Here is a 15,785-nt window from a genome sequence, read left to right on the forward strand (position 1 = left end):
GGGGGCCGGGGGCTCCCGTCCGGGCGGCGGCCCCGACAGCAAGGGTCGGGGTTGGCGCTGGAACCGGTGACCGCGCCGTGCGGCGCCGGACCGGGATGCCCGTGGTGGGCGGCCCGGTCCTGGGGGTGCCGGGCCCGGCCCGAGGAGTGCTCGGGCCGGGGCCGGCGGTGCCGGGTCTAGATGGTGACCGATTCCCGGGCCGGGGCCGGTTCGGGGGCGGCGGTGTGCAGCTTGCTGCCCTCGACGTCGACGTCCGGTATCAGCCGGTCGAGCCAGCGCGGGAGCCACCAGGCGCGGCGGTCGAGCAGGGCGAGGACGGCCGGGACGATCGTCATCCGGACCATGAAGGCGTCGAAGGCGACGGCGGCGGCGAGGCCCAGGCCCATCATCTTGATCATCGGCTCGCTCATCCCGATGAAGCCCGCGAAGACGGCGATCATGATGAAGGCGGCCGCGGTGACCACCCGGGCGTTGTGTCGGAAGCCGGTGACGATGGCCTCGCCGGGCTGCTCGCCGTGGACGAAGCCCTCGCGGATCCGGGTGACCAGGAACACCTCGTAGTCCATCGCGAGGCCGAAGACCACGCCGATCATGAAGATCGGCATCATGCTCATCACCGGGCCGGTCTGCTCCACGCCGATCAGCTTGGCCAGCCAGCCCCACTGGAAGACCGCGACGACCGCGCCGAGCGCGGCGGCCACCGAGAGCAGGAAGCCGAGCGCGGCCTTGAGCGGGACGAGGACGGAGCGGAAGACCACCATCAGCAGCAGGACCGCCAGGCCGACGACCACCGCGAGGTAGGGCAGCAGCGCGTCGGTGAGCTTCTGCGAGACGTCGATGTTCATCGCCGTCGTACCGCTGACCAGGACCGTCGCCCCGGTGGATTTCTTGAGTCCGGCGGCCTGGCCGCGGATGGTGTGGACCAGGTCCTTGGTCGCGGCCTCGGCCGGGCCGGTCGCCGGGATGGCGTTGAGCAGGGCGGTGTCCCCCGCCTTGTTGAACATCGGCGGCGTCACGGTGGCCACCCCGGGCACGCCGGAGACGGCCTTGGCGACCTCGCCTGCGGCGGCCTTCGGGTCCGCTGTGCCCTTGACGTCCACCAGGACGCTCAGCGGGCCGTTGAAGCCGGGGCCGAAGCCCTCGGACAGCAGGTCGTAGGCGCGGCGCTGGGTGGTGGAGGTGGGCTTGGCCTCGTCGCCGGGCAGGCCGAGCCGCAGGTCGAGCGCGGGGGCGGCGAGCACGCCGAGGCCGACCACGCCGAGCAGCAGCACCGCGAGCGGGCGGCGGGTCACGAACCGGGCCCAGCGGGCGCCGCCGTTCTCCTTCGCCCCGGCCGGCTGGACCGCGACGCCGGCCTTCTCGGCCTTGCGGACCTTGCGGGGCAGCACCTTGCGGCCGAGGAAGCCGAGTAGGGCGGGCACCAGGGTGAGCGCGACCAGCACGGCGATGACGACCGTCCCGGCGGCGGCCATGCCCATCTTGGCGAGCATCGGGATGCCGACCACGGAGAGCCCGGCGAGGGCGATCACCACGGTGAGCCCGGCGAAGACCACTGCGGAGCCGGCGGTGCCGACGGCCCGGCCGGCCGCCTCCTGCGGGGTGCGGCCCTCGGAGAGCTCGGCCCGGTAGCGGGAGACGATGAACACGGCGTAGTCGATGCCGACGGCGAGGCCGAGCATCATGGCCAGCGTGCCGGTGGTCGAGGAGAGGCCGAGCGTGCTGCCGAGTGCGGTGATCAGCGACATGCCGAGGCCGACGCCGATCACGGCGGTGAGCAGCGGCAGGCCGGCGGCGACCAACGAGCCGAAGGTGATCATCAGGACGACCGCGGACAGCGCCATGCCGATCGCCTCGCTGCTGCCGCCCGCCTCGGGCTTGGCCATCAGCGCGTTGCCGCCGATCTCGACCTTGAGCCCGGCGTCGCGTCCGTGCTGGGCGGCCTGCTGGAGCGCGTCGGTGGCGCCCTTGGACACCTCGCCCGCCTTGGCGGAGTAGCTGACGGTGGCGTAGGCCGTCGTCCCGTCCTTGGAGACGGCGCCCTTCGTCTTGAACGGGTCCACCGCGCTGGTGACCTGCTCGCCGTGGGCGAGTTCGCCGACCGTCTTCTCCACGATCTGCTGGTTCGGCGCGGCGGTGATCTTCTGGCCGGAGGGCGCGACGAACACCAGGCGGGCCGAGGCGCCGTCGGCGTGGCCGCCGGGGAAGCGCTCGTTCATCAGGTCGAAGGCCTTCTGCGCCTCCGTTCCGGGCATCGAGAAGCCGTCGTCGGGTGCGGCGGGCGCCTTGGCCGCCAGGACTCCGCCGACCGCCAGCACGGCGACCCACAGGAGGGCCACCAGCCAGCGCCGGGCGAAGGCCCCTCGGCCCAGGCGGTAGAGGAACGTTGCCACGGGAGAACGGACTCCTTCGGATCGGGAAGCAGGTGCCGACGGGGACGGATGCGGGTGCGGATCCACGAAGGCGGTCCGCTCGCAGCATGACCAATCCTCGATCGCCGACCCCTGCTCCGTCGTCGTCCCTGCGCAGGCAGTTTGCGTACTGCGGACGCAGTACGGCCCTCCTCCGTGCGGCGGAGCGCACGCCCTGCGCCGGGAGCAGCCGGGGGCGGCCCGGTGGCCTGCGGCGGGAGTAGTGGCGGGTCACCCGTGCGGAGGTGACGACGGGCCGCGACCGCCCGGGCGAAGTAGCGTGATGGACCTCTGGCCCGACCGTTTCCACCCGGTTCGGGCTAACCCGTCCCGATCGGTGCTGATCCCAGCCCGCCGCCGGAGGTGCCCCATGGGCGTTCCAGCCGCCCGCATCGTGTTCGACGAGAACGACCGCGCGGCCGTCGCCGACGCGGTGACCGAGATGCTCACCACCGGTGCCCTGACCCTCGGCCCGTGGACCGAGCGCTTCGAGCAGGCCTTCGCCGCCGAGCACGGCGCCTCGCACGCCGTCGCGGTGAGCAGCGGCACGGCGGCGCTGGAGGTGATCCTGCGCACCGTCGACGTCCGCGGCCGGGACGTGGTCGTCCCCGCCGTCACCTTCTACGCGACGGCCGGCGCGGTGCTCCACGCGGGCGGCCGTCCGGTGTTCGCCGACGTCGACCCGGCCACCCTCGCGCTCTCCCCCGAGACCCTCGCGGCGGCCCTCACCCCGGATACCGCGGCCGTCGTACTCGTCCACATCGGTGGACTGGTCACCCCGCAGGTGGGCGCGCTGCGCGCGCTCTGCGACCGGCACGGCGTCCCGCTGATCGAGGACGCCGCGCACGCCCACGGCAGCAGCCACGACGGCCGCGCCGCCGGGACCTTCGGCCTGGCCGGGGCCTTCTCCTTCTACCCGACCAAGGTCACCACCAGCGGCGAGGGCGGGATGATCCTCACCGAGTCGCCGGAGCTGCGCGACGAGGCCCGGATCTTCCGTGACCAGGGCAAGGGCTCCTTCACCACCAACCACCACGTCCGGCTCGGCTACGCCTGGCGGATGAGCGAGCTGCACGCGGCCGTCGGCACCGTGCACCTGCGCCGGCTCAAGGAGTTCATCGAGACCCGCCGGGCCGTCGCCCGCCGGTACGACACGGCACTGGCCGCACTGGACGGACTGGAGCCGGTGCTCGAACCGCCCGGCTGCCGCGGCAACTACTACAAGTACGTGGCGTTGCTCCCCCGCGGCGTGGACCGTGCCGCCTTCAAGCGGGCGGTGGCCGAGGAGCACGGGGTGCGGCTGTCCGGCGAGGTCTACGACCTGCCGCTGCACCTGCAGCCGGTCCTCGCCCCGTACCGGCGCGGGCCGCTGCCGGCGGCCGAGGACGTCTGCGCCCGGCAGATCTGCCTGCCGGTGCACTCCGACATGACCGAGGACGAGACCGAGCAGGTGATCGAGGCCGTCTCGGCCGTGCACCGGCGGCTGGCCGGGTAGCGGAGCGAAGGGAGCAAGACCGTGCGGATAGCCGTCACCGGGGGCTGCGGGTTCATCGGCTCACACGTCGTGGACCACCTGATCGCGGCCGGTCACGAGGTCCTCGCCGTGGACACCACCGACAAGTACCTCAACCCCGATGCCGAACACGCCCGGATCGACGTCCTCGACCTGCCGGCGCTGACCTCCGCGCTGACCGGCTGCGAGGTCGTCTACCACCTCGCCGCGATGGCCGACGTCGAACAGGTCTCCGCCGACCCGGTCGGGGCCGTGCGGACCAACATCGACGGCACCGAGGCCGTCCTGGAGGCCGCCCGGCGCGGCGGGCTCAGCCGCACCGTCCTGGCGAGCACCGTGTGGGTCTACGGCGCCGCAATCGCCGACGGGCAACTCGACGGCGAGGAACAGGAGTTGGACGAACACGTGCCGATCGAGCTGGAACACAGCGGGCACCTGTACGTGACCACCAAGCTGGCCGCCGAGATGCTGGTGCACAGCTACCGCGAGCTGTACGAGCAGCACTTCACCATCCTGCGCTTCGGCATCCCGTACGGTCCGCGGATGCGCGACGAGCTGGTCGTCGCCCGGTTCGTCCAGGCGGCGCTCGCCGGACGGCCGATCACCATCGCCGGGGACGGCCGGCAGAGCCGCAACTTCGTGTACGTCGAGGACCTCGCCGACGCCCACGTCCGGGCCCTGTCCCCCGCCGCCGAGGACCGGACCTTCGCCCTGCAGGGCTCCACGGCCGTCTCGGTGCGCGACATCGCCGACACCGTCGACCGGCTGTTCGGGCCGATCAGCATCGAGCACATCGACGGCCGCAAGGCCGACTACACCGGGCGGCGGATCTCCTCCGCCCAGGCCAAGCGACTGCTCGGCTGGTCGCCGCGGACCAACTTCGCCGACGGCGTGCGCCGCTACGCCGACTGGTACCGGGCCACCGCCGGCACCCCGACCGCCGGCTGACCGGGACCGCCCGATGCCGCACGCCCTGCTGGTCTCCGGCTCGCTCGGCCAGGGCCACGACGTGATGGCCCAGGCCTGCGCCGACACCCTGCGGGAACGCGGCTGGACCACCTGCACGGTGGACGCCATGGCCCTGCTCGGGCAGCACTCCGGCGCCGCCGGCGAGGCCGTCTTCCGCCGGCTGCTCGACCTCCCCGGGGTCTACGACGCCTTCCACTTCTCGGCGCTGCGCCCGGGCGCGCGGATCGCGCTGCTCGCCGACGCGGCGGCCCGCAGGCGGCTCGTACCGGCGCTGCGCGAGCTGGTCGCGGCGCAGCGGCCGCAGCTGGTGGTCTCGGTGTTCGCCACCGCCACCTCGGCGGTCAACCGGTTGCCGCGGCGCGGCTTCCGGCACCTCGTGTTCTGCACCGACGTGACGCCGCACCGGCTCTGGGTGCAGCAGGGCACGGACCTGTTCCTGGTCACCTCCGAGGTCGCCGCCTGCGCCGTGCGCCGCTACCGGCCGGACGCCGAGGTCGCCGTCCTGCCCGCCCCGCTGCGGCAGCCGTTCTACCGGCCGCCGGGCCGGGCCGAGGCCCGGGACGAGTTCGGCGTGCCACCGGACGGCCCGTGCGTGCTGCTGATGTCCGGCGCCTGGGGGCTCGGGCCGATCGCCCGCACCGCCGCCTCGCTGGCCGCCGCCGGCCCGCACGTGCTCGCCGTGGCCGGGCGCAACCGGGAGCTGGAACGGCGGCTGCGGGCGGCCGCCCGCCGGGAACCACGACTGCACCCCTTCGGCTACACCGACCGGATCCCGGCCCTGATGGCCGCCGCCGACCTGGTCGTCACCAGCTCCGGCGACACCTGCAACGAGGCCCGGGCGCTCGGGCGCCGGCTGCTGCTGCTCGACGTCGTCCAGGGCCACGGGCGGGACAACCTCCAGCACGAGCTGGAGCTCGGTCACGCCGACGTCGCCACCGCGCGGCCGCCCGAGGTGGTGCGCAACGCGCTGGCCGCCCTCGGCCGGCCGGAGCCCGAACCCTCGCTCGGCGCGGCTCCGGAGGCCTGGCAGAAGGGGTTCGGGGCGGCGCTGGAGCGGGTGGGGTTGGGGTAGGGCCGGTCCGGTGGATCTCGCCGGGCGCGCGAGGCCGGGCAGGCCCTGCCCGGGGCGACCTTCCGCCCTACCGTGCGGCGGAGGCGAGGGGCGGCACGGCGTGGTCGCGCAGCGGGCCGAGGGTGAGGGCGTGGGCCCGGCAGTGGGCGGCGATCAGCGGGAGGGCGGCGAGGGTGGCGCGCCAGGAGCCGGGGGCGGAGGCGCAGTCCGAGTCGTGCAGGAGGAGGGTGGCGCCGGCGGTGAGGCCGGGGCGGGCGGTCGCGTAGACGGAGTCGCCGGTGGCCTCGGCCGTCCAGTCGCGGCCCCAGGCGGTCCACAGCACGCTGCGCAGGCCGAGGCGGCGGGCGGCCAGCGCCGGACCGGCGGTGAGCACTCCGTACGGCGGGCGGTACCAGCGCGGGCGGGTGCCGCACAGGTCGGTCACCGCCTCGCTGGCGCGGCGCAGTTCGCGCAGGTCGCGGGCCGGGGCCGGGTACCACTGCGGCCGGTGGTGCCAGCCGTGCACGGCGACCTCGTGGCCGCGCAGCACCAGTTCGCGGCCGAGGCCGGGGGCGCGTTCCAGCATCGCGCCGAGCAGGAAGAAGGTGGCGCGGGCGCCGAGTTCGTCGAGGGCGTCCAGGACGTACGGGGTGCTGCGCGGGTCGGGGCCGTCGTCGAAGGTGAGGGCGAGGTGGCCCGGGGTGGTGCCGTACCCGGCGGTGCGGCGGGCCACGGTGCGGCGCAGCGGCCGCAGGCGGACCGCCGCCGGGGCGAGGTGCAGGAACTCGACGCCCGTCGCGAGGGCGAGCGCGGCCGCGGGTGTGCGGCTCACCCGGAGCCTTCGAGGGCTCACCCGAAGCGGGAGGCCATCCGGCGGAACACGCCGGGCGCGACCCCGTGGATCCGGGCCGGGAAGCCGAGCCAGTGCGGGACGTAGAGGCGGTCCCGCTCGGTGGTCATGGTGGCGACCACGGTCTCCGCGACCCGTTCCGCCGAGACCGGCCGCGGGCGTTCGCGCTGGTAGGGGGTGCCCCGACGGTCGAAGAACGGGGTGTCCACCGCGCCGGGCAGGACGAGCCGCACGCCGACGCCGGTGCCGCGCAGTTCGTACCAGAGGCTCTCGGCGAACATCGCCAGCCCGCCCTTGGTGGCCGAGTAGCCGGACTCGTCGCGCACGCCGACCTGACCGGCCATCGAGCCGAGCAGCACGATCCGGCCGTGGCGGCGCTCCAGCATGCCGGGCAGCAGCATCCGGACCAGGCGCAGCGGAGCAGCGAAGTTGACCTCGATCATCCGGTCGAGGGTGTCGGAGGGGGTCTCGGCGAACGGGCCGCGCCAGCCGAGGCCGGCGCTGGCGACCAGCGCGTCCACCCGGCCGGCGGCGGCGAGCGCGGCCTCGGCGAGGCGGGCGGGGCCGTCCGGTTTGCTCAGGTCCTCGGGCAGGGCGCGTCCGCCGGTGCGGTCGGCGAGGGCGTCGAGGCGGGTGCGGTCGGTGCCGGAGAGCAGGGTCTGCCAGCCGGCTTCGGCCAGCCGGGTGGCGGTGGCGAGGCCGATGCCCGAGGAGGCGCCGGTGATCAGTACGACGGGGCGGTCGTTCGGCCCTGACCGCCGGGACCGCGCCCGGGCTCGCTCAGCCATCGCGGCGTCCTCCGCCATCGCTCACCTGCCGCTCCGTGGGCGTCCTACCGTCCGATTTGTCCGGCAAGTCACCTTCGCACGGCAGATCCGTCCGGGCTACCGGGGCGGGCTCGGCACTCTCGTACGAGACCGACAGTTCGGCGGACTCGCCCTCCAGTTCGCCGAAGCGCGAGAGCAGGAACGTTCCGCCCACCGCGACCGCGAAGCCGGTCAGCGCGCACCAGGCGAACCCGGGGCGGGCGGAATCCCCCAGTGAGACCACCCCCACCAGGGCCGGACCGAAGGTCTCGGCCACCGTCCCGGCGGCGGTCGCCGCCGTCACCGTGCCGCGCTGGAGGGCGAGGGCGTACGCCAGATAGCCGCCCAGCCCGCCGAGTACCAGGGCGTAGGCGGCCGGGTCGGTGAAGACGGCGGCCAGGCCGGACGCGTCCAGCACGCGCACGGCCAGGCTGGTGATCCCGAAGCCCACGCCCGCGAGCAGGCCCAGACCGGCCGCGATGGCGGTGCCGTCCCGGCGCACCAGCACCAGCGTGGCCAGCAGCATCACGACGGTGGTGGCGAGCAGCGCCCAGTGGAACGCCTCCGGGGCGTACTCCCGGCCCTCCCGACCGGAACCCAGCGCCAGCAGGCTGAGGCCGACGACGACCGCGAGGATGCCCGCGGCGTCACCCCGGCGCAGCCGTGCCCCCAGCAGCCAGACGGCGGCCAGCGCGGTGACGGCGAGGCTGGAACTCGTGACGGCCTGCACGAGGAACAGCGGGAGGCTGCGCAGGGCGACGATGCTCAGCACGAAACCGAGGATGTCGAGGGCGGTGCCGAGGATGAACTGCCAGGACCGCAGCAGCGCGGCCAGCAGCCCCGCCCGCACCCGGTCCGTGCGCGGCGCCGAGCGCGCTCCGCGCGCCTGGAACACCGCCCCGAAGCCGAAGCAGACGGTGGCGAGCAGCGCGGTGGTGAGTCCCAGCAGCATGCGTCTCCCTCGCGGGGCGGCGTCGGTCCACCACCAGTCTGGGGCCGGGGCGGCGGGGGTGCATGGGTGGGAGGGGAGGGGCTGGGGCGGCGGGGGTTGGACGGGTGAGATGAGAGAGGCCGGGGCGGTGGGGTGCGCGCACGGGACGAGAGAGGTCGGGTCGGCGGGAGTGGACGGGGTCAGGGGCGGAGCGCCACGGCGGCGTAGCCGGCCGCGTCGGCGGCGGGGACGGGGGGCTCGTCGGGGTCGGGCCGCCAGTGCGGGAGGGGGACGACGCCGGGGTCGAGGAGGGTCCAGCCGTCGAAGAAGCGGGCGAACTCGGCCCGGGTGCGGGCCTGGAGGGCGGTGCCGGCGGCCTCGTAGATGCCGACGATGCGGCTGACCTCCTCGGGGGCGAAGTCTGGCGTGATGTGGGTCATCACCAGGGCGCTGCCGGGGGCGAGCACGGACTTGAGGAATTCGACCAGCTCGTAGGCGCCTCGGGCGTCGGGGACGAAGTGGAGCAGGGCGTTGAGGGAGAGGGCGACCGGGCGGGTGAGGTCGATGGTCCCGTGCAGCCCGGGTGCGGCGAGCAGGCCGCCGGGGTCGGTGACGTCGGCTTCGACGTACGCGGTGCGTCCCTCGGGGGAGCTGGTGAGCAGCGCCTGGGCGTGGGTGAGCACGATCGGGTCGTTGTCGGCGTAGACGACCCGGGCGCGGGGCCGGATGCTCTGGGCGACCTCGTGGAGGTTGGGCGAGGTGGGGATGCCGGTGCCGATGTCGAGGAACTGGTCGATGCCCGCCCGGGCGAGGGTGCGGGTCGAGCGGTGCATGAAGGCGCGGTTGGCGCGGGCCGCCTCGCGCACCCAGGAGGCGGAGGCGAGGACGTGGCCGGCGGCCTCGCGGTCGGCGGCGAAGTTGGTGAAGCCGCCGAGGTAGTAGTCGTACATCCGGGCCGAGTGCGGCACGTTCAGCCGCAGGTCGACCCCGTCGTAGCGGCTCATCCGACTCCCCCTCGGCCCCGTGCACACCGTCCGACTCGTGCCCAGCGTATCCGGCGGCCAATCCTCTCCCCCAGGCCCAAACCACCCTTTCATCACATGGAATGACAATCTGTATTTGCCGTGCGCCCTGGAGTGACGGGGCCGATGGAATGAGGATGGGCGCGGACAGCCCGACCCTCGGGTGGCCCGGCGCGCAGCCGACGGCCACGGAAAGCAGGCTCGATGACGATCGACAGGGGTGCCCCCGCGCGGACGGCGGTGCTGGTGGAGGAGGGCCTGCGCCTGGACCTCACCTACGCCGCGTTCTGTGAGACTCACGAACCCGCTTGGCACGCCCTCGCGTTGACCAGGATAGGCAGCCAGGCCGACGCCGCGCTGGTGGTCGAGGCGGTCAAGGCGGATCTCGCCCGCTGCTGGCCGCAGGTGCTGCGGTTCGAGGAACCGGCCGCGTACGCCTGGCGGTTGGCGAACCGGCACGTCGGGGACTGGGTGGCCGCCGACGAGCCCGTCGAGGTGGAGGCGGTCACCTTCGCGGCCGTGATCGGGGCGTTCAAGCAGGTCGCCGACGGGCTGCTGCACAGTGAGGCGGACGAGGTCCGGCTGTACGCGGCGATCCTCGAACTGCCGGACCGCCAGCGGGACGTGGTGATCCTGCGCTATCTGCTGGGCCTGCACGCCAAGGTGATCGCGGCCTATCTGGGACGGCCGGTGGCGACGGTGCACTCCAATCTGCGGCACGCCCGGGAGCGGCTGGCACGCCGGCTCGGGGTGGGCGAACTACCGGACCGGGAGGGCGAGTCGTGACCACCGACGAGAAGACCGGGGCGGTCGGCGGGGCGTGCACCACCGACGAGGGGCGCGCGGCAGTCCACGTGCCCCGACCCGAACGCGCCCACGCCGAGCGGATCGCGGCCCTGCGGCAGGCCCGGCTCACCGCCGCGCCGGCCCACCTGCCCTCGGAGCACGAGCAAGCCGCCTTCGAACTGGGCCTGGTGGTCGCCCTGGTGCTGGGCGCGCCGTGCGCCTCCCAGGGACTGGACCTGCTGGTCAACGCGCGCCGGATCCAGCCGGAGGGGGCGGAGGTGTTCGGCGCGCTGCTGTACGCCACCGGCAGGGAGGAGGCCGCCGAGTTCTGGTGGCGCTTCGCGGCGGGCTCGGGCAGCGGGACGGCCGCGTACTGCCTCCACCTGCACCATCTGAAGCTCGGCGAGACCGACGACGCCGACTACTGGCGGGCCTGGTCCGAACAGCTGTCGACGGCCGAACGCCCGCGCGGGCCACGGACGTTGCGGGTGAAACGACCGCTGCTGCCGGAGGACGTGCGGCGCGAAATCCTCTCCCGGGTGCACCGGGGGCTGGCGCCCCAGCTGCCGCCCGCGCTGGTCGCGGTGATCGACCGGCTGCCGCTGCAGGGCGGGGACGACGAGGAGACCCAGGAGGTGCCGAGTCCGTGGGGGCTCACCTCCGGGGCGACCTCGGCGTGCTCCTGGGACCTGCCGTGGACGTTCGACGGGGCGGACCGGGAGGACGGCGAGGACCCGTTGGGGTGAGCGCGTCCCGCCGGCCCTGCCGTCCCACGTTCAGGTGAGGGCCGCGAGCCGGGCGCCGGCCCCGGAAGCTCACCCGGTAGTGCCGCGTCGAGGCAGTGGTCCAGTCCAATGTGACCATCCGGAAAGGCCGTTCGCGCAGCACGAGGGCGAGGCCCGACGATAGAATGCGCTGCATGGGAGAGCGCCCCGGCGCACCCACCGCGCCGCCCCTCGTCCTGGTCACCGACCGCGACTCCCGGCTGATCGACCCGACCCGGGCCTACCACCTCGGCCGCGACCCGACCAGCGAGATCGTGCTGGACGACCCCCGGGTCTCCTGGCACCACGCGGTGCTGCGCACGGCCGAGGGCCACTGGCTGCTGGAGGACGTCGGCAGCACCAACGGCACCTACGACCAGGGCCGGCGGGTCGACCGCGAGGACGTCGGCCCGGGCACCAGCCTGCGCTTCGGCGACCCGGCCACCGGCCCGTCCGCGATCTTCGCCGGCCTGCCTTGCCCCGCCCCCGACGAGCGCCCGACCCTACTCGTCCCGCAGAGCTCGGGCGTCTTCCGCAGCCCGAGCTCGGTCCTGGAACTGCCCGGGGCCACCGTACGGATCGGCCGCTCGCAGGACAACGACCTGGTCCTGGACGACCTGCTGGTCTCCCGGCGCCACGCCGAACTGCGCGAACTGCCGGGCGGCGGGCACGAGATCGTCGACCTGGACAGCCACAACGGCACCTACCTCAACGGCCGCCCGGTGCGCCGCGCCCCGCTCGGCCCGGCCGACATCGTCGGCATCGGCCACTCCGCGCTCTGCCTGGTCGACGGCCGCTTGGTCGAGTACACCGACACCGGCGAGATCTCCCTGGACGTCCAGCACCTGGTGGTGCGGGTCGGCCCGGACCACCGGGTGCTGCTGGACGACGTCGGCTTCCCGCTCGCCGAGAAGGCGCTGCTCGCGGTGGCCGGCCCCAGCGGCGCCGGCAAGTCCACCCTGCTCAACGCGCTCACCGGGCTGCGCCCCGCCGACCAGGGCACCGTGCTGTACGACGGGCGCGACCTGTACCGCGACTACGCCGAGTTGCGCCGCCGGATCGGCCTCGTCCCCCAGGACGACATCCTGCACACCCAGCTGACCGTCCGCCGCGCCCTGTCCTACGCCGCCGAACTGCGCTTCCCCGGCGACACCGCGCCGCACGAGCGCGAGGCCCGGGTCTCCGAGGTGATCCACGAACTGGGTCTGGAGGAGCGGGACCAGCAGGTGATCGCCAGCCTCTCCGGCGGCCAGCGCAAACGGGTCAGCATCGCCCTGGAACTGCTCACCAAGCCGTCGCTGCTGTTCCTCGACGAGCCGACCTCCGGTCTGGACCCGGGCATGGAGCGCTCGGTGATGCGCATGCTGCGCGGGCTGGCCGACGACGGCCGGACCGTGGTCGTGGTGACGCACAGCGTGCTGAGCCTCAACGTGTGCGACCGCCTGCTGGTGCTCGCCCCCGGCGGCCGGACGGCCTACTACGGTCCGCCGACCGAGGCGCTGGCGTACTTCGGCCAGGAGGAGTGGCCGGAGGCCTTCGAGGCGTTCGAGAGCGACTCCGCGGGGGTCTGCCAGCAGCGGTTCCGCACCTCGCCGCAGTACCGGCGGTACGTGACGGCCGAAGCGGCGCACCCCGCACACCCACCGGCGCCGGCCGCTCCCGTGATCGGCCGGGAGAAGCCGCAGAGCTGGCTCTCCCAGCTGGGCACCCTGGTGCGCCGGTACGCCGCGGTGCTCGCCGCCGACCGGCTGTTCCTCACCGTGATGATCGCGCTGCCGTTCATCATCGGCGTGATGTGCCGGGTGATGGCCGGCTCGCGGCTCACCGACGAGAACTCCATCAACTGCCTGCTCACGCTCTGTCTCGGCGGTGTGCTGATCGGCTCGGCCAACGCGGTGCGCGAGGTGGTCAAGGAGCGCGCGATCTACCGGCGGGAACGCGTGGTCGGGCTGTCCAGATCGGCGTACCTGGTCTCGAAGGTGGTGGTGCTCGGCACGATCACGGTGGCCCAGTCCGCGGTGCTGACCGTGGTCGGCCTGGCCGGGGTGACGCTCTCCGCACAGCCACGGCCGAACGCCCCGCCGCCGGTGACCACCGGCGTGCTGATGCCCCAGGTGCCCGAGCTGATCATCGCGATCGCACTGCTCGCCTTCACCTCGATGACGCTGGGCCTGGTGGTCTCCGCGTTCGTCGACAAGGAGGAGACCACGATGCCGCTGCTGGTGCTCCTCGCGATCGTCCAGGTCGTCTTCAGCGGCCTGATGCTCAAGCTGCACGGCGTGCCCGGACTGGAGCAGTTCGCCTGGCTGATCCCGTCCCGGTGGGGCCTGTCCGCCATGGCCCGCACGGTCGACCTCAGCCGCCTCACCGTCCCGACCCCGATCACCGCCGACCCGATGTTCCGCCACGAGCGCGGCGGCTGGCTGCTCAGCATGGTCGCGCTGCCCGTCCTCGCGCTGGCGTACGGGCTGGCGGTGCTCGCCCTGCTGCGGCGGCACGAGCCGACGATCATGCGCAAGTAGCCGCCCCGGCCACCGCCGGTAGAGTGGAAACCGACCTGCGGTGACAGTGCCGCACGCAGCCCCGGCCCCTCGGCACCGGCCCCTCGGCTCCGACTCCCGGCTCCGGCTCGCGCGGCGGAGGGAATCCACCCGCCCATGGACGAGTTCGCGTTCCGCCCCACCCACGTCGCCCCACCGAACGGCATGGCGACCTGGACGGCCCCGGATCCCGCACGCCCGTCCGCCCGGCTCGACCCGCTGCTCCCGGTCCGGCTGATCGTGCGGCAGGGCGACTGGGCCCAGGTCCTCTGCTCCAACGGCTGGACCGCCTGGGTGGACGGCCGGCTGCTGGTCGCGCTCCCCCAGCCGCCGCCCGGTGCGAGCGGCCCGCCCGCCCGCACCGCCGACCCGCGCCCCGCGCTCGCCGAGGTCGAGGCCGCGCTCTCCCGGCACCGCGCCCTGCTGGAGGACCTCGCCGCGGGCACCCTGGACCTGGAGTCCTTCCGGGAGCGGACCCGCGGCCTGCGGATCGGCCTGCTGACGGACGGCGAGGCGCTCTGGGTGTTCGACCCGGTGCACGACCGCTGGTGCTACTGCGACGGGCTGCAGCTGCAGACGTACGCGGCCACCGACCGGCCGTCGCCCGCACCGGTGTCCACCCCGGTCTCCCCGGTGCCCCCGACGACGTCGCCGACGCCGACGCCGCCTCCGGCGGCGTCTCCGGCGGCGTCTCCGGTGCACAGCCCGTACGCGCCCACCCGGACCGGCGAGCCGTGATCCCCGACGAACCGCCCTCGGCGCCCAGCCTGCCGGCCGGCCTGGTCGGACGGAAGGTGGCCGGCTACCGGCTGGAGAAGGAGATCGGGCGCGGCGGGATGGCCGTGGTCTACCGGGCCAAGGACCTGCGGCTCGGCCGGACCGTCGCGGTCAAGCTGCTGGCCCCCGAGCTGGCCCGCAACGAGGTGTTCCGCCAGCGGTTCATGCACGAGTCCGAGGCCGCCGCGGGGATCGACCACCCGCACATCATCCCGGTGTTCGAGGCCGGGGAGCACGACGGCATCCTGTACCTGGCGATGCGCTTCGTCGAGGGCGGCGACCTGCGGGCCCTGATCAACCGGGACGGCCCGGTGCCGATCGAGCGCGCCACCCGGCTGGCGCTGCAGATCGCCTCCGCCCTGGACGCCGCGCACGACCACGAGCTGGTGCACCGGGACGTCAAGCCGGGCAACGTCCTGGTCGCCGCCGGTACCGACAGCGAGCACCCCGAGCACCTGTACCTGGCGGATTTCGGGCTGACCAAGAAGTCCCTCTCGCTCAGCGGGCTGACCAGCGTCGGCCAGATCGTCGGGACGCTGGACTACGCCGCGCCCGAGCAGATCTCCGGCAAGCCGCTGGACGGGCGCTGCGACCAGTACAGCCTCGGCTGCGTGGTCTACGAGCTGCTTGCGGGCACCCCGCCGTTCCGCCGGGAGAGCGACCTCGCCCTGCTCTGGGCGCACCTCAACGACCCGCCGCCCGGGCTGCTCGGGCCGCGGCCGGACCTCCCGGAGGCGGTCGAGGCGGTCGTCGCCCGGGCCCTCGCCAAGGAGCCCGGGGAGCGGTACCCCAGCTGCCTGCGGTTCGTCGACGAGCTGCGGGCGGCCATCGGGCCCGCTCCGTGGAGCGGGAGCGGGCCGCCCACCCGGGCCGTCCCGGCCGTCGCCCGGGCCCCCGGCGCCCCGGCCCCGGTACCGGAGCCGCCCGCCTGGGCCGGCCCGGTCGTCCACCCACCGTTCCGGGACTGACAGGGAGCCATCGACCATGAACGCCGTGAGCCAGGTCTTCGCCATGCTCGCCGCCGCGATCCACCTCGTGGTGTGGCCGCTGGAGAGCTACCTGTACGGGCACCCTCGGGTGCGCTACCTGCTCACCGGCAGCACGGCGGACGCCCCGGAGGTCCGGCTGTGGCGCTTCAACGTCGGCTTCTACAACCTGTTCCTGGCCCTCGGTCTGGTCGCGGGCCTGGTCCTGCTGCACACCGGGCACTCCGGATCGGGGCGGCCGGTGATCCTGTACGTCGCCGCGTTCATGGTGGCCGGCGGGATCACCCTGGTCGTCTCGGAGCCGAAGCTGTGGCGCGGCGCCCTCGGCCAGGCCGTCCCCGCGGCGGTCATCCTGATCGCCGAGGCGGTCTGAGGGCGTCCG

The 15,785-nt window shown here is 74.3% G+C and carries 14 protein-coding genes; 9 read left to right on the top strand and 5 right to left on the bottom strand.

Features of this window, described 5'->3' with window-relative positions; genetic code table 11:
* Positions 1 to 176: 176 nt before the first annotated feature.
* Positions 177 to 2,390, bottom strand: a complete 2,214-nt coding sequence (locus ACWCYO_RS25825) for an MMPL family transporter (RefSeq protein ID WP_449785527.1) — start codon at positions 2,388 to 2,390, stop codon at positions 177 to 179.
* A gap of 388 nt (positions 2,391 to 2,778) precedes the next feature.
* On the opposite strand from ACWCYO_RS25825, the gene ACWCYO_RS25830 reads away from it, so the two are divergent.
* The 3 genes from ACWCYO_RS25830 to ACWCYO_RS25840 are packed head-to-tail and all read left to right on the top strand — an operon-like array spanning position 2,779 to position 5,962.
* Entirely contained in the window at positions 2,779 to 3,903 is a 1,125-nt protein-coding gene (locus tag ACWCYO_RS25830) for a DegT/DnrJ/EryC1/StrS family aminotransferase (RefSeq protein WP_270149914.1), read from the top strand.
* 21 nt (positions 3,904 to 3,924) lie between these two features.
* A complete protein-coding gene (locus tag ACWCYO_RS25835; RefSeq protein WP_270149912.1) occupies positions 3,925 to 4,869 on the top strand; it encodes an NAD-dependent epimerase/dehydratase family protein in 945 nt (314 codons plus the stop codon).
* 13 nt (positions 4,870 to 4,882) lie between these two features.
* Positions 4,883 to 5,962, top strand: coding sequence for a glycosyltransferase family protein (locus ACWCYO_RS25840; RefSeq protein WP_270149910.1), 1,080 nt, complete (start codon positions 4,883 to 4,885; stop codon positions 5,960 to 5,962).
* 67 nt (positions 5,963 to 6,029) lie between these two features.
* Here the strand turns inward: ACWCYO_RS25840 and ACWCYO_RS25845 are convergent, their stop codons facing one another.
* From ACWCYO_RS25845 to ACWCYO_RS25860, 4 genes are all read right to left on the bottom strand, one after another.
* Positions 6,030 to 6,773 (bottom strand): polysaccharide deacetylase family protein, encoded by a 744-nt coding sequence (locus ACWCYO_RS25845; RefSeq protein WP_270149908.1) that lies wholly within the window; start codon positions 6,771 to 6,773, stop codon positions 6,030 to 6,032.
* A gap of 17 nt (positions 6,774 to 6,790) precedes the next feature.
* Positions 6,791 to 7,579 carry an SDR family NAD(P)-dependent oxidoreductase gene (locus tag ACWCYO_RS25850; RefSeq protein ID WP_270149907.1) on the bottom strand — a complete coding sequence of 263 codons (789 nt, stop codon included), beginning with the start codon at positions 7,577 to 7,579 and terminating at the stop codon, positions 6,791 to 6,793.
* Positions 7,572 to 8,549 carry a hypothetical protein gene (locus ACWCYO_RS25855; RefSeq protein WP_270149906.1) on the bottom strand — a complete coding sequence of 326 codons (978 nt, stop codon included), beginning with the start codon at positions 8,547 to 8,549 and terminating at the stop codon, positions 7,572 to 7,574. Before ACWCYO_RS25855 ends, ACWCYO_RS25850 begins: the two co-directional genes overlap by 8 nt.
* Before the next feature lie 179 nt (positions 8,550 to 8,728).
* The gene (locus tag ACWCYO_RS25860) at positions 8,729 to 9,532 is read right to left on the bottom strand and encodes an SAM-dependent methyltransferase (protein ID WP_270149904.1); all 804 of its coding nucleotides are present in this window, start codon (positions 9,530 to 9,532) and stop codon (positions 8,729 to 8,731) included.
* A gap of 222 nt (positions 9,533 to 9,754) precedes the next feature.
* Here ACWCYO_RS25860 and ACWCYO_RS25865 point away from each other — a divergent pair, with 222 nt between their 5' ends.
* The 6 genes from ACWCYO_RS25865 to ACWCYO_RS25890 all read left to right on the top strand — a co-directional run bounded on the left by ACWCYO_RS25865 (position 9,755) and on the right by ACWCYO_RS25890 (position 15,776).
* Entirely contained in the window at positions 9,755 to 10,336 is a 582-nt protein-coding gene (locus ACWCYO_RS25865; RefSeq protein ID WP_270149902.1) for an RNA polymerase sigma factor, read from the top strand.
* A complete protein-coding gene (locus ACWCYO_RS25870) occupies positions 10,333 to 11,082 on the top strand; it encodes a hypothetical protein (protein WP_449785528.1) in 750 nt (249 codons plus the stop codon). Before ACWCYO_RS25865 ends, ACWCYO_RS25870 begins: the two co-directional genes overlap by 4 nt.
* Before the next feature lie 173 nt (positions 11,083 to 11,255).
* Positions 11,256 to 13,622: an FHA domain-containing protein gene (locus tag ACWCYO_RS25875; protein WP_449785529.1), complete on the top strand. Its 2,367-nt coding sequence runs from the start codon at positions 11,256 to 11,258 to the stop codon at positions 13,620 to 13,622.
* A 135-nt stretch (positions 13,623 to 13,757) separates the two neighbouring features.
* Positions 13,758 to 14,378: a hypothetical protein gene (locus tag ACWCYO_RS25880; RefSeq protein WP_449785530.1), complete on the top strand. Its 621-nt coding sequence runs from the start codon at positions 13,758 to 13,760 to the stop codon at positions 14,376 to 14,378.
* On the top strand, positions 14,375 to 15,385 hold the full coding sequence (locus tag ACWCYO_RS25885) for a serine/threonine-protein kinase (protein ID WP_449785531.1): 1,011 nt from the start codon (positions 14,375 to 14,377) through the stop codon (positions 15,383 to 15,385). Before ACWCYO_RS25880 ends, ACWCYO_RS25885 begins: the two co-directional genes overlap by 4 nt.
* A gap of 16 nt (positions 15,386 to 15,401) precedes the next feature.
* Positions 15,402 to 15,776: a DUF1304 domain-containing protein gene (locus ACWCYO_RS25890; RefSeq protein ID WP_270149897.1), complete on the top strand. Its 375-nt coding sequence runs from the start codon at positions 15,402 to 15,404 to the stop codon at positions 15,774 to 15,776.
* Positions 15,777 to 15,785 lie beyond the last annotated feature (9 nt).

Source organism: Kitasatospora sp. NPDC001683 (genome assembly GCF_053596495.1).